This window comes from Mycolicibacterium hodleri (assembly GCF_025822245.1).
In the GTDB taxonomy this organism is placed as follows: Bacteria; Actinomycetota; Actinomycetes; order Mycobacteriales; family Mycobacteriaceae; genus Mycobacterium; species Mycobacterium hodleri.
Genome location: NZ_JACKTL010000036.1, coordinates 222052 through 241977, shown reverse-complemented (window position 1 = coordinate 241977; position 19926 = coordinate 222052). Strand labels below are relative to the sequence as shown.

The following is a 19926-nucleotide window of genomic DNA, read 5'->3' as shown; positions in this document are numbered from 1 at the left end:
TACGATGTGTTGGTGCCCAATGGGATTCAAAAGAGTCCGCTGGTGGGCGGTTCTTCGCCGGTGAGGTGGTGGGCACCGGCGACGGCGAGTTTCCATTGGCGCGGATTGTGATTGGCCGCGGTCCTGGCGTTGCGCCAGTGACGATCGAAGCCGAGATCGCGGTCGGTGATCGACCCGCCCCCGACGTCGAAGAGCAGTTCGGCCGCCCGCAGTGCGGACTCGATGGCCGTGACCCCTGCCTGTGCGACCGTCACTGCGGACTCGGCGCCGACCCGGCGGGCCTCCTCGCCACGTAGGCCGCGTTGATCCTGTAGCGCTTCGGCGGCGATCAGCACGACTGCTCGCGCTGTCTGAGCGCGAGCCGCGATTTCCCCAACGGTCTCGCGGACGTAGGGATCGGCGACGCTCTGGGAAGCGCTGCTGTGTTTGATCGGGCGCCCCTTCTCCCTGGCGAAGAACACCGCGTCGTCCAGTGCACGCGCCGCAATACCCGCCTGTACCGCAGCGAGATACAGCTGCGGGAAGGAGCCGCGCCACGGGTTGTCCGGGGTGGACTCCCCGACGATCGACACCTCGTCGTCGAACACCTGAACGTCGGTGAGTTCGGTGGATCCACTTTGGGTGAGGCGCTGCCCGATGGCGTCGAAGTCGTCGTGTCGTCGGACGCCTGCGCGGTCGACGGGCACGGTGAAGCTCACGACGGTGCCGTCGTCGGTGGTCGCCTGCGTGGAGAGGTAGGACGCGTACAGGCCGCCGGTCGAGTAGTACTTGCGGCCGTTGACCACATAGCCTCCGTCGACCGGTCTGGCCGTGGTCGACACACTGCCGCTGGCACCGCCGTTGCGCTCGTTGGCGGTTCCGGCGAATAGTGCTCCGTTGCGCAGTCTTTCGAGGTTGACGGCCCGCAACGGGACGTCTTCCCGTTCGGCGATCTGGTGGGCCACCAGGAAGGTCGGACGCAGCGCCTGCGCGACGTTCGAGTCGGCGCGGGCAATCGCGATGACCAGGTCGACGACGTCGCGAACGCTCCCGCCCGCCCCACCCTCGTGGCGGGCGATTCCGGTCAGCCCGATGCCGTGGGCCGCCAGCTCCCGAACGTCGTCGTGGGCGTAGTCGCGGGTGTCCTCCCGCGTCCGTGCGGTGGCGCCGATGCGGTCCAGCGCGGGCCGAACGGCCGCCAGGATGCTTACGACGGTGAGGTCGACGTCCGGCTGGTTCTCGACCACGGTCACGAGAGCGCCCCTTCGGGGTGGGGTACGGCGAGTTCGGCGCGCAGTGTTGGGCGCCGACCAGGTGACGTGCGCGGCGCGACCGCCCGAATCGCGTCGAGAATCGCGGGTGCACCGCCGTCGATCGCCACGACGATCCCGTCGACCCCTGCCAGCTTCGGGACCGCGTCGGGCGAGTCGATGCGCGCCAGCAGGGCAACGTCGTCCCGGCTTCGTCCCATGGCGTCCAGTGCCGCCTCCAATTCCACTCCAGCGCAGTCGATCTCGTTGCCATCCACGATGACGACGTCGGCGACGCTGGCGACTCGCGACCACCCGAGCGAGGCCGGTTGCGTCGCGACGAGGACCGGTCGTCCTTGCACCGATGACGGTCCGTCCAGTGGCCCGGCGACGCGGTAGAAGCGGCCATCGAAGTCGACGGGACGGATCAGGGTGTCGTCGGCGACGACCGCGCCCTCCTGGTCTCCGACCAGAGCGGCCGCGGGGAAGGACTCCCACAGCCGGATGAGGATGCGCGCGTACTCCTCCCAGCGATCGGCCGGGTCGGTCGCGGCGGGGTCCGGATCGGCGGCGTCGCTCACCTCGTCTCCGACGCCGGGGAGCAACACGACACCCGCCCTGCCGCCAGTCGCACGATCGATCGACAGAACGCGCCTGGCCACGTTGTACGGCGCGTTGTGGGTGGTCGGTGTGTCGATCAACCACCCGATGTCGGCATACCTGCCAGCGAGATGGGCGGCGATCACGGAGGGATCGACGGCCCCGTTCTCGCCGACATGGTCGACGAGCCGGATCGCGGTGACGCCCGAGCGTTCGGCAGCAGCGGCGATCGCACCGGCGTCGGCCAAGGACACGTGCGACGGCGCGTCCCCCACCGCGAGCTCGACGACGACCTTCAGTGCGTCCGGGCTCATGTCGCGCTCACCAACGGTGAATCGCCGACTGCTCCAGCCACGGGCAGCCCGATGCCGAGATGATCGCGCAGCGTGGTGCCGTCGTACTCCGTCCTGAACAAGCCCCGCCGGCGCAGCTCGGGGACGAGGTGATCGGCGAAGTCGTCGAAGCCGGACGGGAGGACGTCGGGCATGACGTTGAATCCGTCGGCCGCTCCGGTCCGGAACCAGCGCTCGATGTCGTCGGCAATTCGTTCCGGCGTGCCGACGACGATGCGGTGTCCCCCACCGCCGGACAGCGTCTTCAGCAGTTGCCCGAGTGTCGGTCGATCACGGTCGATGATGTCGCGAACCACCCGGTTGAAGGTCTGCGACCCACCGGCCGCGGTGGGGTCGCGGAGCAGTTCGGTCGGGATTGGCTCGTCGTCGGCAAGGCCGTCGACCGAGAAGCCGAGCTGCCCGGACAGCCGGTCGCGCGCGTAGGCGTCGGGGAGCAGGTCGTCGAGGAGTTCGCGTCGCCGTCCGGCCTCGTCCTCGGTGCTGCCGAGCACCGTCGACAATCCGGGAAGGACCACGATCTCGTCTGGATTGCGGCCGAAGTTGGCGGCGCCGCGGCGCAATTCGGTGCGGAAGGCCCGCGCCTTGTCGATGTCCTGGTCGGCGGAGAAGATCACTTCTCCCACCCGTGCCGCGAGCCGCTTGCCGTCGCTGGAACCGCCCGCCTGGACGATGACGGGACGCCCCTGCGGCGAGCGGAGCTCGGTGCGCCCGTCCCACGCTGCCACGACCTGCTCGACGACGCTTGCGGCCCGGTGGTACCGCAGGCCGTGGTCCGGTTCGTCCAGACGCCCGAAGTTGCGGGCGGCGACCGGTCCGGCGGTGGTGACGACGTTCCAGCCGAACCGTCCGCCGCTGACGTAGTCGAGATCACCGAGGCGCCGGGCGATCTCGACCGGATCGTTGTACGACGACGAGAGCGTTCCGATCAGGCCTATGCGCTCGGTCCGTGCGGCGACGCGTGCGAGCACCGTACTGGGTTCGAAGCTGTTTCCGGTGCGATGACGGATGCTGGGATCCAGCAGGGGGCCGTCGGCGAGGAACACCGCGTCGAGCTTCGCGGCCTCCGCCTTCTTCGCGATCGCGGTGTAGTGCTCGATGCCGTAACTCGCCAGGGCATCGGTGCCGGGAAACCGCCAGGACCCGCCGAAGACACCGGCGTTGAGGATGTTCACGTTGAGATGCAGCAGACGGGTCACGATGCGTCTTCTCCCTTGTTTCGCCCGGCGTAGTAGCCAGAGGTGGGGCGGGTGCCGTTGACCAGGAAGTCGCCGATCACCCTGGGCTTGTAGATGACCGGGTTGTGCGATGCCAGCGTCCGTGCGTTGCGCCAGTGCCGGTCGAGGTGCAGTCGGGCACGTACGGTCGAGGATCCGCCGGCGTCGAACGCCGTGGTCGCCGCGTCGAGAACCGCTTCGATGACGGCAACCTGTGCGGTCGACGTCTCGACGTAGGCGTCCCCGTAGGCCGCCTCGTCTCCTGCCAAGTGAGCCGCCTCCAACGCCTTGGCGGCGCGGTCGAGCAGCGTCTCGGCGGTCAGTCTCCGCGCCTGGAGGCGCCCGACGACGGCCAGTACGTCCGGGTCGGCGACGGCGCTCTGGGACAAGGCATGTCGAGAGGTCCTGGTTCGGGCCCGGACCACGTCGACGGTCTCGGCGACGACGCTGCGGGCGATACCCGTCAGATTGGCCAGGTGCACGATCTGCACGAACGAGTCGAGTCCACGCAGCGAGTCGACGTCCCGGCCGAGATCGCCATGCGGCTCGACGGGCACGTCCGTGAGAATCGTGGTTCCGCTGCCGGTGTGGCGCTGTCCGATTCCGTCCCAATCGTCGACGTGCTGGACACCGGTGTCGCGCGCGGACACGACCACGAACCCACGACGGCCTTCGTCGTCGACTGCGGCCGTGCGGATGTAGTCGGCAAAGCGCGATCCGGTTGAGTAGAACTTGGTTCCCGACACCGTGCGACGACCGTGGCGGTCGGTTCGGACGCGCGTGGTGATCGGACTCGGGTCCTCCGTCGATTCGAGTCCGGCGACCACCGACGACGGTTCGGATTGCGCGTTGCCGAAGACCGCCCCGGAGGCGATCACGGCCGACCAGTGCTCCCTGGCCTCGGGATCGCGCTCTCGCCGGAGGATCTCGGTGGTGGTGAAGTGGCCCCGCCAGATCTGGGGAATGTTGGAATCGGCCTGCCCCGCCTCGGCAAGCAATGCGAAGAGCGTCGGCAAGTCGACGCCGAAACCGCCACGCTCCCGTGTCAGCCGCAGCCGTCCGAAGCCCGCATCCGCGAGGTCGCGGACGAGCGCGTAGGGGTGCTCAAGGGTGCCATCCCGCTCAGCGGCACCCTTGGCCAATTCGCCGAACACCGAACGGATCCGGACCAGTGCATCGTCGAGCGAGCTGGGTTGCAGTGGGGTCATGATGCTCCGAGGGCGAGGTCGCGCCCGGCGATCGCGTCGAGGAGCGCCACGGTGTAGGGCTCGCGTGGATCGGCGAACACCGCATCGGTGGGTCCCTGCTCCACGATGCGCCCCTTCTGCATGACTGCGACGTGGTCGGAGATCGCCGACACCACGGCGAGGTCGTGGGAGATGAACACGTAGGTGAGTCCGCGCTCGGACTGCAGACGCTGCAGCAACTCCAGGATCTGTGCGGCCACCGACACGTCGAGAGCCGACGTCGGTTCGTCGAGCACCACGATCTCGGGCTCCACGACCAGCGCCCGAGCGATTGCCACCCGCTGCCGTTGCCCACCGGAGAGCTCACGTGGATGCCGGTTGGCGAAATCAGCTGGAAGAGCAGCTGATTCGAGTGCCGCAGCCACGCGGTCGACACTCTGCTGGCGGCGTCGCCGTCTGGCCCCCGGCAGCAGCGCCGTCGACTGAAACGAGCGAAGAGGTTCCTCTACGACGTCGAAGACGGTGAAGCGGGGATCGAACGACGAATACGGATTCTGGTAGACGACCTGGATGTCTCGACGTAGCGCTCGGTAGGCGCGGGCACTCAACGCGGTGATGTCCGTGCCGAGCACGTCGACGCGACCCGAGGTCGCCGGCGTCACCCCGGTGATGACGCGTGCCGTCGTCGACTTACCGCTGCCGGACTCGCCCACGAGGGCGAAGGTCTGTCCGCGCCGGACCTGGAAGGAGATGCCGTCGACTGCGGGCATGTCGCCGAAGACCTTGGCCAGATCGGCCACCTCGATGGCGACGTCGGGTTCATCGTGACTGGCCGACTGTCGAACACCCCTCGTGGAGATCGCCTTTCGCGGCACGCTGTCCAGCAGGTGCCGGGTGTAGGCGTGCTGCGGAGCGGCGATGACCTCGTCCGTCGAACCGAATTCGACGATGCGGCCGTGTCTCATCACGGCGATCAGGTCGGAGCGGTCGGCGGCGACGCCGAGGTCGTGGGTGATCAGGACGACGCTCGTCGCCGACGACGTACGCAGGTCGTCGATCAGGTCGAGAACCTGCTTCTGCACCGTGGCGTCGAGTCCCGACGTCGGCTCGTCGGCGATGATCAAATCCGGGTTGCCTGCCACCGCCGCGGCAATCAGAACCCGCTGACGCATGCCTCCCGACAGTTCGTGCGGATACTGCCGATGCAGTCGTTCTACGTCGGTGAAGCCGACCATGTCGAACAGTTCGTGCACCCGTTCGCGGCGCTCGTCGTCGTCGAGGTCCGAGTGCAGCCGGAGGACGTCCTCTACCTGATGTCCGACCCGGCGGACGGGATCGAGGGAGATCGTCGGATCCTGGGGTATCAGAGCCATTGATCCCCCGCGGATCTCGCGCCAGGCCTTGGGGCCAAGTGTGGTGAGGTCCTGACCGTGGAACTCGATGCGCCCGGCGAGCACCTCGCCGTTGTCGGGCAGTAGTCCGAGGATCGCGTGACCGGTGGTCGTCTTGCCGGAACCGGACTCGCCGACGAGCGCGAGCACCTGTCCGCGGCCGAGGTCGAAGCCGACGTCGTGCACGGCGGGTTGCGCAGTGCCACCGAGCCGGTACCCCACCGTCAAATCCCGAATGGACAGCACGGGTGGATGGGTCATCGTGCGCTCCGCTTCGACAGGTGACGGGAGATGTTGTTGGTGGCCAACACCACCGCGATGATCGCCAAGGCGGGGAACATGGTGAGCCAGCCCCGGGTGGCGATGTACTTCCGCCCGTCGGAGACCAGCAGGCCCCACTCGGGTTCCGGTGGCTGGGCTCCGAGCCCGAGGAAGCTCAGGGACGCGATCCAGATTATCGCGATGCCCAGCTGCACCGCGATCAACGAGACGGTCGTCGCCACCGAGTTGGGAATGACGTGCCGTCGCAGGATGGCGGATGTGGTTGCCCCACTGGTGATCGCGGCCTCGACGTAGTTGCTCGCCCGCACCCGGAGCACCTCGGATCGGATCAGCCGTGCGAAGGTGGCCGACGTCGTCAGACCTACCGCGACCGCCGCAGGAACCAGACCCGCGTGGCCCGTCTTCGCCGTGTAGAGCACCACGATCGCAATCGCCAGGAGGAATCCGGGGATGGAGAGGAGGACGTCGATGAGCCGCATCAGCACGGTGTCGCCAAGCCCGCCGAACCAGCCGGCGACGGCACCGAGGACCGACCCGATGACTACCGCCACGCCGACCGCGATGCTCGCTCCGAGCAAGGATGCGCGGGCTCCGTACACGATGCGCGCGTACAGGTCTCGGCCAAGCAGGTCGGTGCCGAACCAGTGCTCGGCCGACGGCGGCCGAAGCTTGACGGCGTTGTCGATGGCGATGGGGTCGTAGTGGGTGAACGCGCTGGGAACGGACGCCCACAGCAGCGCGAGGGTGAAGACGGCCACCGAGACCACCAGCACCGAGTGGGAGCCCAGCCACCGCGCTGCCTTCCTCGATGACGACGACGTTCGGCTGGCGACGTCGGCGAATTCGTCGCTCGGCTCGGGACCGGCAAGCCGTCGATCGGAGGCGATGATGCTCATGGCATGGACATTTCGACGGGTAGACGGCGTGGCACTCGAAGGTTCGGCAGTGCGGCGAGCTCGCGATCGGGTGCGCTCGCGGCGGCACTACGTGCGGTGACTCGTCGGGCCTTCCCGTTCACCAGCACCCTGGGGTCGATGAACGGGTAGGCGACGTCGACGAGCAGGTTCACGGTCACGTAGGCGATGGATGCCACCAACACCACGCCCTGCAACACCGGCAGATCCTGAGTACTGACCGCTCCCACCGTCAGCTGGCCGATGCCCGGTCGGGCGAACACCGACTCGGTGACGACGGCCCCGGCGATCAACTCGCCACACGCCAACCCCAACAGGGTGAGCACGGGCATCGACGAATTGCGAAGGATCCCGCGCCGGAAGACGTAGGTCTCGCCGGCGCCGCGCGCATGGAGCACGCGGGCGAAGGGTTGCTCCCGCGCCGCGCGGATGGACGTGGTGAAGACCTGGGCCAGCGGTGCAGCGATGAGGACGCCAAGGGTGATCGCCGGGGCGAGCACCGCCACCAACGAGCCGTCATCGGAGGCGGGTATCAGCCGAAACCCGAACGAGAAGAACTGCAGCAGGAGGATTCCCACGACGAAGGTGGGGATGGACCCGAACAGCGCAGGAAGAGATCCGACGAACTCGCGCAACGACTTCCACGGTGCATAGTTGGCGACGATCCCGATGACTCCGGAGAGCAGCATGCCGAACAGCAGCGCCAACCCGGTGAGTGCGAGGGTACTCGGCAGGGCGGCCCCGATCAGTTCGGTGACGGGCCGGCCGTCGGTGAGGGAATACCCCAGGTCGCCCCGCACGGCAGCGGTCAGCGCCGAGCCGTACTGCTCCCACAGCGGCCGATCGAGCCCGTAGTACTCGATCAGGACCTTGGCCTGCTCGGGCGATATCTGTGCTTCGGGATTCTGGATTCTGTTGTTCACTGCGTCGCCGGGCAGCGCACTCAACAGGAGGAACGAGACGGTGTAGGCCGCCCACAGCACCAGAAGCGCCTGGCCTACCCGCTTGAAGACATACGTGCGCATGGCGTCAGTCCCTATCCGTTGAGCCAGGTGTCGTAGAACCACGACCGTCCGGTCGACTCGGTGGCGAATCCCTGGACGGTCGGCGCCAGCCCGAACACCTGGGTCTCGTCGTAGAGCGGGATCGAGTACCCCTCGGAGAACACGTAGTCCTCGATCGCCTGAATGGCGGTCTTGCGCTTGGCCGGGTCGAACTCGTAGGACTGCGCTGCGAGCAGGTTGTCGAGCGTCGCGTCCGGTGGGGTCTTCTCGAGAACGTCCTGACGGTCACTCCCGTAGGACGTTCGAAGGACGCTCGGCTCCGCGGTGGAGGTCTGCCCCTGGGTGAAGAACCAGTCCTTGGCCGTCTGCTCCTGGGATTCGTACTCCGTCAACGACGGGCTGGTGAGCGTGATCTCGACGCCCGCCTCGCGCCACTGCGACTGCAGCACCTCGAGAACCGATTGCGACACTTGGTAGTACGGCGCCACACGCTGATGAATGCTCAGCCGCTTGCCATCCTTGACGCGGATGCCGTCGGGCCCCGGTCGCCAGCCCGCGGCGTCCAGCGTCGACTTCGCCTTCTGCAAGTCGTAGGTCAGGTAGCTGCTGGAGTCGCCCCGAAGCGGCGTGCCCTTCACCAGGGCACCGCTGGGGATCGGATAGTTCGGTGAGAGCACCGCCTTGTTGATCGCTTGTCGATCGGTCGCGGCCTGCAGCGCCAGGCGCACCTGCTTGTCCTGCAACGGTGACTCCGGATTGTCCAACCGCACGGTCAGATCGTTTGTCTCCCCTTGCACGGGGATGGCCACCAACGTGCCACCGCCGGCGGTCACCGTGTCCTCGTCATAGGGGGCGACGTTCCTCGCGATCTGCGTCTCCCCCGACTGGAGCGCACCAACCCGGGTGCCGGCCTCTGGCACCGTCTTGAACACGATGCGCTCCAGATAGGCCTTGCCCGAATGCTTCGACCCCGTGGGTGCCCAGTCATAGTCGTCGCGCCGTTTCAGGGTGACGCCGGTCGTCCCGGTGACCGAATCCACGACGAACGGTCCGGTACCCACCCAGTTGCGCAGATCGCCCTGGCCGTTGAGATCCCGCGCCAGCGTGGCCTTCCCCAGGATTGAACTGGCCCGGTAGTTGGACAGGATCTGGATGAAGCCGACGTTCGGCTTGGAGAGCTTGACCGCCACGGTGTGGTCGTCGACCACGTCGGTGCCGACGTAGTCGGTCCAGAACGGGTCCTGGGTGATACCCAGCGCCTTGTCTCCGAAGCCATGCTGGTCGAAGTTCAGTTTGACCACCTCGGCGTCGAGCGGGCTGCCATCGCTGAACGTCACGCCCGGCCGGAGCTTGAACGTGTAGGACAGGTGGTCATCGCTGATCTGATAGGACTCGGCGAGCCACGGCTTGTAGTCACCGGTCTGCGGGTCCTGCCAGATCAGTCGTTCCGCGAGATTGTTGGCGACCTGGCTGTTCGACCAGATCGAGTTCGTCGACGCCCAGGCTTGATACTCGACGGGGTCGTAGAACGTCAGCGTCCCTCCGTAGACGGGCGCTCCCACCGGTTCGTTGGTCGACGAACTTCCGCCGCATGCCGCGACCATGGTGGCTGCGACGGCTGCCGCGGTCGAGGACAGCACGATGCGTCGGAATCGTTTGTCGAACAAAGGGGTTCGTCCTTTCCAGCAAAGACCCGCAGACGAGTCGACAGTCTGCGCGGCGAGAATGGACCGACGTCGAGAGTCGACACCGGTCGCTTGAATACTTCAACGCAGTCAACCAGTCGGCGAATGGTGCGTCACCGGTTCAGTTCACACTGATCGCAAGCAGATCAACGACATTGGGCAGCAGTAGAGTCGTCCGTCATCGGGACTCTCGTGCCGCGATGCTGCGCAGTGCGAAACAGTCTGCCGGGTAATGCATCCGGCGCTGCCTACAGATTGGACATCCAGGAGTGACTGCCGTGGACACCGCCCGGACGACACCTGCAGAAGCGGTCGACGCCGCCGACGGTGAACCATTCATCGCGCGCGCCAGGGCGCACGCCGACTCCGTGCTGCGTCCCGCCGCGCTTGCAACCGATCGCGACGGCGTCACCGCCACGCACGTATCTCGACTCGCCGAACTCGGCCTGCTCAACCACACCGCACCGGCGGAGTTCGGCGGCGCGGCGATCGGTCGGGCCGGCGACCGCAGGATTCACGAGATCCTCGCCGGCTCCTGCTTCAACACCTGGCTGGTGTGGGCTCAGCACGCGCCGATGGTCGGCCGCATCGCCTCCGACCACCACCGGGGTGCCGAACTGCCGGGCCTGTCACGCGACGTGCTCGCCGGGAGGGTCCTGCTCGGCGCGGCGATCAGCGACGTCCGCCGGTTCCCCGAGGCCTTCATCGCGGCCACCCGCACGGGTGACGGCTGGACGTTCTCCGGCACGATCTCCTGGGTCAGCGGATGGGGTCTGAACACCATCCTGGTGGTCGCCGCCGTCGAGGCGTCGACCCAGACCGTGGTCACCGCCTTCGTTCCCATCGGTGCACGGGTCAGGGCGGTCCACCTCGAACTCGGAGCCGTCGGCGGCAGCCGCACCGAACGCGTCATCCTCGACGACGTCGAGGTCCCCGAGTCCGACGTCATCGGGGTTCAGTCGCTGACCGATTGGCGCAGAGAGGATCTCGGCACGGCTGGTGATGCCCGGCCGCAGTACTTCGGCCTCGCTGCGACCGTCATCGAGGAACTCGACGAGGATCGACATCCAGACGCCCGGCGGGTCGCCAGAGTCTGGCGACCACGCGTCGACGCCCTCCGTGCCGATGCCTACGGGCTCGCCGACGAGGCGAAGGCCGCAGCCGACGAGCGACACCGCATCACGGAGCGGGTGGCCACCAAGGTCGCCACCGGGGAGGCCCTCGGCACCATCACCCGCGCGCTCGTCGTCGCCCGATCCGGGCGCGGCATCTCCCGTGACGACACCGCGCAGCTGCACGCGCGGTCGGCGCTCTTCCTGCTCGTCCAGGGCCAGAGCGCCGATGTCCGGGACGCCCAGCTCGCCCGGCTCGCGCGGTGAGCGCGCGACGGCATTCACCCCGCATCGAACAGGAGGAGCCATGAGTACCGAATTCCTCTGGTACATACCGAACCAAGTCGAGCCAGGCCATCGTGGCGACACCACCGGTGAAGGTCACAACAGTCTCGAGACGCTGGTGAGCCACGCGGCGGCGCTCGAAGACAACGGATGGAAGGGAGCCCTGATCGGTGCCGGATGGGGTCGACCGGACACCTTCACGGTGGCGGCCGCGCTGGCGGCACGCACGACGTCGTTCGAACCACTCATCGCCATCCGCCCCGGCTACTGGCGGCCCGCCAACTTCGCCGCCGCCGCAGCCACTCTCGATCATCTCAGCGGCGGACGCGTCAGGGTCAACGTCGTCTCCGGCAAGGACGATCTGGCCGCCTACGGCGACTCCGACGGGGACCAAGCCGACCGGTACGCGAGAACACGGGAGTTCCTTCAGCTCGTCCGCAGGCTGTGGACGGAGGAGAACGTCACCTTCCACGGCGAGCACTTCCACGTCGAGAACTCAACGGTGCTGCCCCGCATCGTCGTTCGCGGTGACCGGCGTCATCCCACGCTCTACTTCGGCGGCGCCTCCGAAGCGGCCGAGCGGGTCTCGGCCGCCGAGGCCGACGTCCAGCTGTTCTGGGGTGAAACCCTCGACGGCGTCGCGGGTCGCATCGAGCGACTGAAGGCGTTGAGCGACGAGGTCGGTCGCGAACACCGACCACTGGAGTTCGGCTTGCGCATCACCACGTTCGTGCGCGACACCACCGAGCAAGCCTGGAATGACGCCGAGGCCAAGGTCGCCGAGATGGCAGACACTCAGCGGGACAGCCGATTCGGTGAGCACGGGGCGCTGCCGCAGAACCCCCACCGACGGACCGCGGTCGGCCAGCGACGCCTGTTCGACCTCGCCGCCCGAGGGGAGGTCCTCGACGACAACCTGTACACGAAGCCGGGGCAGTTTGGCGGCGGCGGCGCGGGCACCACCTGGCTCGTCGGGTCCCCGGACGACGTCGCGAAGTCGCTGCGCAAGTACCAGGATCTCGGGATCACCCACTTCGTGCTGTCCGACACTCCCTACCTACGGGAGATCGAACGGCAGGGCAGCCAACTGCTGCCGCTACTGCGCGGGTGACCGCCGAAACCGACTCTCCGGCAACGGTACTCGCACCGTCGGTAACCACCAGGCACCGACGGTTACTGATCGCGGTCTTCGCAGCCAGCAGCTCCCTGGGTTACATCGCGATGATCCAGATCATCCCGGTGATCCTCATCCCGATGGCCACCGATCTCGGCACGTCCCGCACGGCCATCGCCGGGGCGTCGACCGTGTCGATACTCGTGGGCGCCGTAGCCGGCTTCCCGGTCGGTCGGCTTCTCGACCGGTTCGGCGGACGGGCGGTGATGACGTCCGGCGCCGCGATCGGCGCCATCGCGGTCGCCCTGTGGTCACGGGCGGATTCGCTGTCGGAGGTGTACCTCTGCTTCGTGCCCATCGGCTTCTCGCTGGTGATGTGCACCTACGAGGCCGCGTTCGCAGTGCTGGTATTCGCGACCGGGCCCGCTCACCGTGATCGGGCCATCATGACCGTCGCGATGGTCGCCGGGCTGGCGACCTACCTCGTCTACCCGGTACTGGGCTGGATGAACGGCGAGTTCGGCTGGCGGACCAGCCTTCTCATTCTCGCGGCGGTGTTCGGAGCGACGGCGGTGCCCGGTCATCTGTGGATCATCCCGTCCAGGGCCGTGCATCGAACACAGATTGCGCATCGGGTCGGCCTGCCGCTCGGCGCCGCGCTGCGCCAACGCCGGTTCTGGCTGCTCTTGATCGCCTTCGTCGGACAGGCGGGTTCGGTGTCGGCATTCCTGATCCTCGTCGTCGCCTATCTCGTGGACCTGGGTCACTCGATGGTGATTGCCACGGCGATGCCGGTCGCGATCGGCGTCATGCAGATCGTGTCGCGGCTCGTCCTGACGGGGTTCGCCAACCGCATCCGTCTGCTGCCCGCCACCTCGGTGGCCTTCGCCATCCAGGCAGCGGGACTTCTGCTGCTGCCCTTCGTCGGGCTGTCCATCCCGCTGTGTCTGCTGTGCGTCGCCGCCGTCGGGGTCGGCCAAGGCGTCGGAGTGGTCGCTCGTCCCGCAATCCTGGCGGACACGTTCGGAGTCGCCCACTTCGCCAGCGTGCTCGCCGCGATCACGGTGCCGATGGCCCTCGCCCGTGCCGGCATGCCCCTGTTCGGCGCGTGGCTCGCAGACTGGCGCTTCCTGGTGATCTGCGGCGCGCTCGCGTTGGTGGCCGCCCTTGCACTGCTGCCGATGGTGCGGGTCCGCAACCCCTAGAAGTCCCAGTCCTCGTCGGTGGTGTTGACGGCCTTGCCGATCACGTAGCTCGACCCCGAACCGGAGAAGAAGTCGTGGTTCTCGTCGGCATTGGGGCTCAACGCCGACAGGATCGCCGGGTTGACGTCGGTCTCGTCCTTGGGGAACAGCGCCTCGTAGCCGAGGTTCATCAGCGCCTTGTTGGCGTTGTACCGCAGGAACTTCTTGACGTCCTCGGTGAGCCCGACCCCGTCGTACAGATCCTGGGTGTACTCGACCTCGTTGTCGTAGAGCTCGAACAGCAATTCGTAGGTGTAGTCCTTCAGTTCGGCCTTGCGCGCCTCGTCGGCTTGGGCCAGACCCTTCTGGAACTTGTAGCCGATGTAGTAACCGTGCACGGCCTCGTCGCGGATGATCAGTCGGATCATGTCGGCGGTGTTGGTGAGCTTGGCGCGGCTGCTCCAGTACATCGGCAGGTAGAAGCCGGAGTAGAACAGGAAGCTCTCCAGCAGCGTGGAGGCGACCTTGCGCTTGAGCGGATCGTCGCCCTTGTAGAAGTTCATCACGATCTCGGCCTTGCGCTGCAGGTTGACGTTCTCCTCCGACCAGCGGAACGCCTCGTCGATGTCGACCGTCGAGCACAGGGTGGAGAAGATGTTGCTGTAACTCTTGGCGTGCACCGACTCCATGAACGCGATGTTGGTGTACACCGCCTCTTCGTGCGGGGTGATCGCGTCGGGGATCAGGCTGACCGCGCCGACGGTGCCCTGGATGGTGTCCAGCAGCGTCAAGCCGGTGAACACCCGCATCGTCAGCTGCTTCTCGTGGTCGTTGAGCGTGCCCCAGGACGGGATGTCGTTGGACACCGGGACCTTCTCCGGCAACCAGAAGTTGCCGGTCAGACGCTCCCAGACCTCGGCGTCCTTCTCGTCGTGAACGCGGTTCCAGTTGATGGCGGAGACCCGGTCGATCAACTTGATTCCATCAGACACTGTGAACCCCAATTCGATGCGTGGCGAGTAGCTCCCACGACACTACAACTGGGGTGTGACATCGCGTGGCAGCACAACCACTTGTGGTTGGCGTGTCGTGGTCAGCGCCCGATGAACCGGTACTCGTCGCGCTTGAACCGCCGGGTCGCCAGCCAGTACTGCCAGGTCATGCCGCTCCACAGCACCCGGTTGACCCCGTGGGAGTCCAGGTACCAGCTGCGGCAACCCCCCGTGTTCCACACCGTCTTGGACAGGCCGTCCTGCAGGTCGGCGTTGAACGCGTCTTGCGCGGCGCGCGTGGGTGCCACCGCCTGGGCGCGCGCCTTGTCGACCGCGGCGATCGCCTGCGCGACGTACCGGATCTGCGCCTCGATCATGAACACCACCGAGTTGTGGCCCAGGCCGGTGTTCGGGCCGAGGAGGAAGAACAGGTTGGGCATGTCGGCGACGGCGACGCCGCGGTGCGCCTCGACGCCCTCGCGGTTCCAGCGTTGCACCAGGTCCTCGCCGCCGGGACCCGTGACGTCGACGTAGGAGTACGAGTCGGTCACGTGGAAGCCGGTGGCGAACACCACCACGTCGACCGGATGCTCGACACCGTCGGCGGTGACGATGCCGTCGCGGGTCATCCGCGTGATGCGCTCGGTGATCACCTGGGTCTTCGGGTTGGCGATACCGCGGTAGTAGGTGTCGGAGTTGAGGATTCGCTTGCACCCGGCCCGATAGTCGGGAGTGAGCTTGCGGCGCAACGCCTTGTCCTTGACCGCACGCCGGATGTTCCACTTGCCAAGCAGTGCACCGATTCTGAGCAACGCCGGTTGCTTGGTCATGCCGAAGCCGACCACCTCGTGCAACCAGTAGATCACCGCCCGCATCGCCGCCCTGGTGCCGGGCACCTCGGTGAACGTCCGCCGGATCCACTCCGGCAGTGCGTTGTTGGGCCGAGGCATCACCCACGGTGGCGTGCGTTGGTAGACCTGAAGTTCGGCGACGTCCTTGACGATCTCGGGCACGAGCTGGATGGCGCTGGCACCGGTGCCGATGACGGCGACCCGCTTGCCCGCGATGTCGACAGAGTGGTCCCACTGCGCGGAATGGAATGCCGCTCCGGCGAATTCGTCGGCGCCCTCGACGTCGGGAATCAACGGGATGTGCAGTGCGCCGGCCCCCGAGACCAGGAACTGGGCGACGTACTCCTGCCCGTCGGCGGTGAACACGTGCCACCGCAGCTCGGCGTCGTCCCAGTGCGCCCGCTCGACGCGGGAGCCGAACCGGATGTACCGGCGCAGGCCGTATTTCTCGGCGACGCCCTTGAGGTAGTCGAAGATCTCGGGCTGCAGGGACCACATGTGGGTCCAGTCCGGCTTCGGCTCGAAGGAGAAGGAGTACACGAGCGACGGGATGTCGCAGGCGCACCCGGGGTAGGTGTTGTCCCGCCAGGTGCCGCCGATGTCGTCGGCCTTTTCGAGGATGACGAAGTCGCCGGCGCCGAAGCCCTGCTTCTGCAGCGCGATCGCCATCCCGAGACCGGAGAAGCCACTGCCGATGATGACGGCACGGGTGCGGACGGGGCTCTGCTGCGCGGCGGCGGTGCCTGCCTCTTCGGCGATGGTCATGCCGCCACGATACCTGGGAACGCGGGTACCGGTATCAGGCCACGGACTCGCGGCGGCGGACGCCCTCGTGCAGGGGAAGATCAGGATCGATCTTGATGCCGAGCAGCTCACACGTGCCGTAGATGGCCGCCAGCATCATCGTCGTCATGTGCGCCACGAACTGCTCCGGCGGCATCCGCCGGGGACTGTCGGGGCCGGGTCCCAGCCACCACTCCGTGGCCGCCGCGGCGGAACCGAACGTCGTGAAGGCGGCCAGTTCCATCGCCGCGCCGTCGAGTTCCATCTCGCGCAGTTCGTCGTTGAACATGGCGGCCATCGCCAGGGTGATGTCGCGACCCTCGTTGAGCGCCCGCATCGTCTCGCTTTGTTCGGCGAATCGACCCTGGATCAGGAACCGGCACACGTTGGGGTGCTCGTCGACCAGGTGGACGTACTTCTCGACGCTGCGCAGGATGACGTCGCGCGCCGGGTCGGTACCCACGTTGATCGACGGAATGATGGCCGCCCACAACATGTCTCGCAGGCGCTCGCCGATCGCTTGGAACAGGTCGGACTTGTCGGTGAAGTGCCGGTAGATCTTCGGCTTCGCGGTGCCCGCCTCTTCGGCGATCTCGCGCAGGGACAGCTCGGGGCCGAGCTTGTCGATCGCGCGGAAGGCGGCGTCCACGATCTCGGTGCGCACCTTCTTGCGATGCTCGCGCCAACGCTCACTCCTGGCGTCGACCTTCACCCCCGGCGGGGTGCCCGGATGGGGCCGAGACGGTCTGCGCACGGACTCACTGTACCGGCTGAACGGTGCTGACCTGCCAAGACCGCGCAGAGTGCGCGCTGAGGGCACGTACCCGGCGAGCCGCGCGGGTAGCATCTGGAGCCGATATACCCCAGCTATACGAGACGAGACTCATGACGCAGCGGTACGACCTGGTGATTGCCGGCGGAGGGCCCTCCGGCGCCGCCGCGGCCTGGCAGGCAGCGCAGACGGGCGCCAAGGTAGTCGTCCTGGACAAGGCCGAGTTCCCGCGCGACAAGCCGTGCGGCGACGGTTTGACCGCCCGCGCGGTCAGCTATCTCCAGAAGATGGGCCTGGCCGAGGAGGTCGACAAGTTCCACCGGGTGAACCGGGTGACGGTCTTCAGCCCGTCGCAGTGGGAGTTGTCGTTCCCGACCCGTCCCGGCATGCCGAACCACGGGTACGTCGCCCCCCGCCCGCAACTCGACACCCTGCTGCTCAAGCACGCCGAGGCCGCGGGCGCCGAGGTCAGGCAGTCGTGTGAGGTGACGGGCCCCGAGCTCGACTCCACCGGTCGCGTCGTCGGCGTCGTCCTCAAGAGCGGCGAGAAGGTCCTCGGCGACGCCGTGATCGCGGCCGACGGCGCCTACTCCCCCATCAAGCGGGCCCTGAAGATCGACTCGGAGTACAACGGCTACTCGGCGATCGCGATCCGTGCCGAGATGCCGGCCAACAAGCCGGACTCCGACTCCCTCGACATCTATCTCAACCTCAAGTTCAACGGCGACCAGCTGCCCGGTTACGCGTGGGTGTTCCCGTTCGGCGGTGGCCGCATCAACATCGGCCTGGGCTACGTGAACAGCTACAAGGACTGGCAGAAGATCAACGCCACCCACTTCATGGGCGAGTTCATGCAGACCCTGCCGCGCGACTGGGGCCTGCCGCCCATCGAGGAGCTCAAGAAGGACAAGCTGGTGCGGGCCTGGCGGTTGCCGATGGGCTTCACCGCGTGGCCGCCGTGGCGCCCGGGCGTGCTCTTCACCGGCGACTCGCTGGGCGCGGGCAAGCCGGCCTCGGGTGCGGGCATCTCGAAGGCACTCGAATCGGGCCTCGCCGCGGGTGAGTGCGCCATCGCGGCCCTGACCAACGGCGGGCCGGACGACTTCACCAACTACGCGCAGCGGATGGAAGCGGCCTGGGGCCGGGAGTACAAGCGCGGCCGCTACTTCCACAAATTGGCGGGCATCCCCGCCGTGGCGAACAACGGCATCAAGCTGATCGACAACGCGTTCTTCCGCGACCGCATGCTCAAGGCGCTGTACAAGAAGGAACAGGGCCCGCAGCACCGGGTGAAGTAGCCACTTCTTGGCCTACCCGTCAGAGGGCGGTGTAGCCGCCGTCGATGACGATCGACTGGCCGACGACGTACGCCGACGCGTCGCCCAGCAGGTAGACCGCCAGCGGTCCGAGTTCGTGCGGCTCCCCCATCCGACCCACCGGGGTGTGCGCCATCCACTCGGCGAACTGTTCCGGTGAGTTCCGTGGCACGTCGAGCGTCTGCTCGGAGGCGAAGTAGCCCGGCGAGATCGAGTTGAGCCGGATGCCCAGCGGCAGCCACTCCACCGCGAGGCTCTTGGTCAGCATCGCGACGCCGGCCTTCGACGCGTTGTAGGCGGCCTGGTCCTGCGGCCGGTTCACCCGCAGGCCCGACATCGAGGCGATGGTGACGGCCGAACCGGTCTGGCCGGCGTCGACCAGGCGCCGCGCGAAGGCCCGGCAGACCAGGAACGTGCCCGTCAGGTTGACGTCGACGATCCATCGGAACCGCTCGGGCGTGATGTCCAGCGCACTGGTGGTGTCCGCCACCCCGGCGGCGTTGACCAAGGCGTCGACGACCCCCAAGCGGTCGGCGACGTCGGCGAAGGCCGCCTCGACCGACGCCTCGTCGGTCACGTCGGCGGTGACCCCGACGACGTCCGCGCCGGTGGCGGCGCCCAGCTGGCCGGCCGCGTCGTGGACCTCGTCGCGCACGTCCAGGAGCGCGACCGTCGCCCCGGCCCGGGCCACGGCCTCGGCCATCGCCAGGCCGAGGCCCCGCCCGCCCCCGGTCACCAGTGCCACGCGTCCCGCCAAGCTCGAGTCCATTGGGCCCATTCTGGTCGACGCGGCCCGGCTCGGGTCACGCGGCGAACGCGTACTGCACGTTCTCCCCGACGGGTACGAAGCCGAGCCTCCGGTAGACCCGGTTGGACACCGGGTTCGCGTCCATGATGAACTTGAAGAACTTCAGCTTGTTCATCGTCAGCGGTAGACCGCGCTCGGCGAATTGCTCGTCGCTGGGCTTGATGATGGTGTGCAGCAGCATCACGCCGTCGTCGGGCAGCGCCGCGTAGGCCATCTTGAAGAAGTCGGCGTAGCGGTCGCGGCCGAAGTGCTCGAAGGCGCCGATGGAGACGATGCGGTCCACCTGGCCGTCGAACTGCTCCCACCCCTGCAGCCGCACTTCCTTGCTCCGCGGGCTGTCGGAGTTGGCGAGCAACTTCTCGACGTGGGCTTGCTGGTTGCGGCTCAGCGTGAGCCCGATGACGTTGACGTCGTGGCGCTGGACGGCGCGGTTCACGACGCCGCCCCAGCCGCAGCCGATGTCGAGCAGCGTCATGCCGGGCTCGAGGCCCAGCTTGCCGAGCGAGAGGTCGATCTTGGCGATCTGGGCTTCCTCGAGCGTCATGTCGTCGCGCTCGAAGTAGGCGCAGCTATAGGTCTGCGTCGGGTCCAGGAACAGCCGGAAGAAGTCGTCGGACAGGTCGTAGTGCGCCTGCACGTCTTCGAAGTGTGGCTTCAGGCCCTGGTCGTCGTTCTTCGTGTCTGGCACAGTTCAGCCTTCGGCGTCTGGAGAGTGGATATCGGCAGCGGCTCCGCATGCTCGAGAGCCTTCCCCCGTAGGTCCGCGCAATTCTGTCGAAGACTACCCGAATCGTGAAGTCGACAGATAATCGGTTCGCTGCGCCGCCGAGGTGCGTCACCAAGCCGTAAT

16 protein-coding genes and 1 pseudogene are annotated in these 19926 nt (G+C 67.3%); 4 read left to right on the top strand and 13 right to left on the bottom strand.

Annotated features, from left to right (window positions below; genetic code table 11):
- Positions 1-26: 26 nt before the first annotated feature.
- Genes H7J06_RS16640 through H7J06_RS16605 form a run of 8 tightly spaced genes read right to left on the bottom strand, consistent with a single transcriptional unit; the run spans position 27 to position 9841 of the window.
- The gene (locus tag H7J06_RS16640; protein WP_264040078.1) at positions 27-1232 is read right to left on the bottom strand and encodes an acyl-CoA dehydrogenase family protein; all 1206 of its coding nucleotides are present in this window, start codon (positions 1230-1232) and stop codon (positions 27-29) included.
- Positions 1229-2143: an LLM class flavin-dependent oxidoreductase gene (locus H7J06_RS16635; protein ID WP_264040077.1), complete on the bottom strand. Its 915-nt coding sequence runs from the start codon at positions 2141-2143 to the stop codon at positions 1229-1231. Before H7J06_RS16635 ends, H7J06_RS16640 begins: the two co-directional genes overlap by 4 nt.
- Positions 2140-3378 (bottom strand): LLM class flavin-dependent oxidoreductase, encoded by a 1239-nt coding sequence (locus tag H7J06_RS16630; RefSeq protein ID WP_264040074.1) that lies wholly within the window; start codon positions 3376-3378, stop codon positions 2140-2142. The genes H7J06_RS16635 and H7J06_RS16630 overlap by 4 nt, the downstream gene beginning before the upstream one ends.
- Positions 3375-4604, bottom strand: coding sequence for an acyl-CoA dehydrogenase family protein (locus H7J06_RS16625; protein WP_264040073.1), 1230 nt, complete (start codon positions 4602-4604; stop codon positions 3375-3377). The genes H7J06_RS16630 and H7J06_RS16625 overlap by 4 nt, the downstream gene beginning before the upstream one ends.
- The gene (locus H7J06_RS16620) at positions 4601-6235 is read right to left on the bottom strand and encodes a dipeptide ABC transporter ATP-binding protein (protein WP_264040072.1); all 1635 of its coding nucleotides are present in this window, start codon (positions 6233-6235) and stop codon (positions 4601-4603) included. Before H7J06_RS16620 ends, H7J06_RS16625 begins: the two co-directional genes overlap by 4 nt.
- Positions 6232-7152 (bottom strand): ABC transporter permease, encoded by a 921-nt coding sequence (locus tag H7J06_RS16615; protein WP_264040071.1) that lies wholly within the window; start codon positions 7150-7152, stop codon positions 6232-6234. Before H7J06_RS16615 ends, H7J06_RS16620 begins: the two co-directional genes overlap by 4 nt.
- A complete protein-coding gene (locus H7J06_RS16610) occupies positions 7149-8195 on the bottom strand; it encodes an ABC transporter permease (protein ID WP_264040070.1) in 1047 nt (348 codons plus the stop codon). Before H7J06_RS16610 ends, H7J06_RS16615 begins: the two co-directional genes overlap by 4 nt.
- Before the next feature lie 11 nt (positions 8196-8206).
- Positions 8207-9841 carry an ABC transporter substrate-binding protein gene (locus tag H7J06_RS16605; RefSeq protein WP_264040069.1) on the bottom strand — a complete coding sequence of 545 codons (1635 nt, stop codon included), beginning with the start codon at positions 9839-9841 and terminating at the stop codon, positions 8207-8209.
- A 296-nt stretch (positions 9842-10137) separates the two neighbouring features.
- Between H7J06_RS16605 and H7J06_RS16600 the strand changes: the two genes are divergently transcribed.
- Genes H7J06_RS16600 through H7J06_RS16590 form a run of 3 tightly spaced genes read left to right on the top strand, consistent with a single transcriptional unit; the run spans position 10138 to position 13575 of the window.
- A complete protein-coding gene (locus H7J06_RS16600; RefSeq protein ID WP_264040067.1) occupies positions 10138-11238 on the top strand; it encodes an acyl-CoA dehydrogenase family protein in 1101 nt (366 codons plus the stop codon).
- Between the two features lie 40 nt (positions 11239-11278).
- The gene (locus tag H7J06_RS16595) at positions 11279-12367 is read left to right on the top strand and encodes an LLM class flavin-dependent oxidoreductase (RefSeq protein ID WP_264040066.1); all 1089 of its coding nucleotides are present in this window, start codon (positions 11279-11281) and stop codon (positions 12365-12367) included.
- Positions 12364-13575 carry an MFS transporter gene (locus H7J06_RS16590; RefSeq protein WP_264040065.1) on the top strand — a complete coding sequence of 404 codons (1212 nt, stop codon included), beginning with the start codon at positions 12364-12366 and terminating at the stop codon, positions 13573-13575. The genes H7J06_RS16595 and H7J06_RS16590 overlap by 4 nt, the downstream gene beginning before the upstream one ends.
- On the opposite strand, the gene nrdF is transcribed toward H7J06_RS16590, so the two are convergent.
- The 3 genes from nrdF to H7J06_RS16575 all read right to left on the bottom strand — a co-directional run bounded on the left by nrdF (position 13572) and on the right by H7J06_RS16575 (position 16934).
- Positions 13572-14534, bottom strand: coding sequence for a class 1b ribonucleoside-diphosphate reductase subunit beta (gene nrdF, locus H7J06_RS16585; protein WP_372515327.1), 963 nt, complete (start codon positions 14532-14534; stop codon positions 13572-13574). The genes H7J06_RS16590 and nrdF overlap by 4 nt on opposite strands.
- A gap of 113 nt (positions 14535-14647) precedes the next feature.
- The gene (locus H7J06_RS16580; RefSeq protein WP_264040063.1) at positions 14648-16162 is read right to left on the bottom strand and encodes a flavin-containing monooxygenase; all 1515 of its coding nucleotides are present in this window, start codon (positions 16160-16162) and stop codon (positions 14648-14650) included.
- A 34-nt stretch (positions 16163-16196) separates the two neighbouring features.
- Positions 16197-16934, bottom strand: a complete 738-nt coding sequence (locus tag H7J06_RS16575; protein ID WP_264040062.1) for a TetR/AcrR family transcriptional regulator — start codon at positions 16932-16934, stop codon at positions 16197-16199.
- A gap of 131 nt (positions 16935-17065) precedes the next feature.
- On the opposite strand from H7J06_RS16575, the gene H7J06_RS16570 reads away from it, so the two are divergent.
- Positions 17066-18250 carry an NAD(P)/FAD-dependent oxidoreductase gene (locus H7J06_RS16570; RefSeq protein ID WP_264040061.1) on the top strand — a complete coding sequence of 395 codons (1185 nt, stop codon included), beginning with the start codon at positions 17066-17068 and terminating at the stop codon, positions 18248-18250.
- 19 nt (positions 18251-18269) lie between these two features.
- On the opposite strand, the gene H7J06_RS16565 is transcribed toward H7J06_RS16570, so the two are convergent.
- Together H7J06_RS16565 and H7J06_RS16560 are read right to left on the bottom strand one after the other, a co-directional pair.
- Positions 18270-19037, bottom strand: coding sequence for an SDR family oxidoreductase (locus tag H7J06_RS16565; RefSeq protein WP_264040060.1), 768 nt, complete (start codon positions 19035-19037; stop codon positions 18270-18272).
- Positions 19016-19764, bottom strand: a pseudogene (locus H7J06_RS16560) (class I SAM-dependent methyltransferase); the annotation flags it as partial. The pseudogene H7J06_RS16560 and the gene H7J06_RS16565, both read right to left, overlap by 22 nt.
- Between the last annotated feature and the right edge of the window lie 162 nt (positions 19765-19926).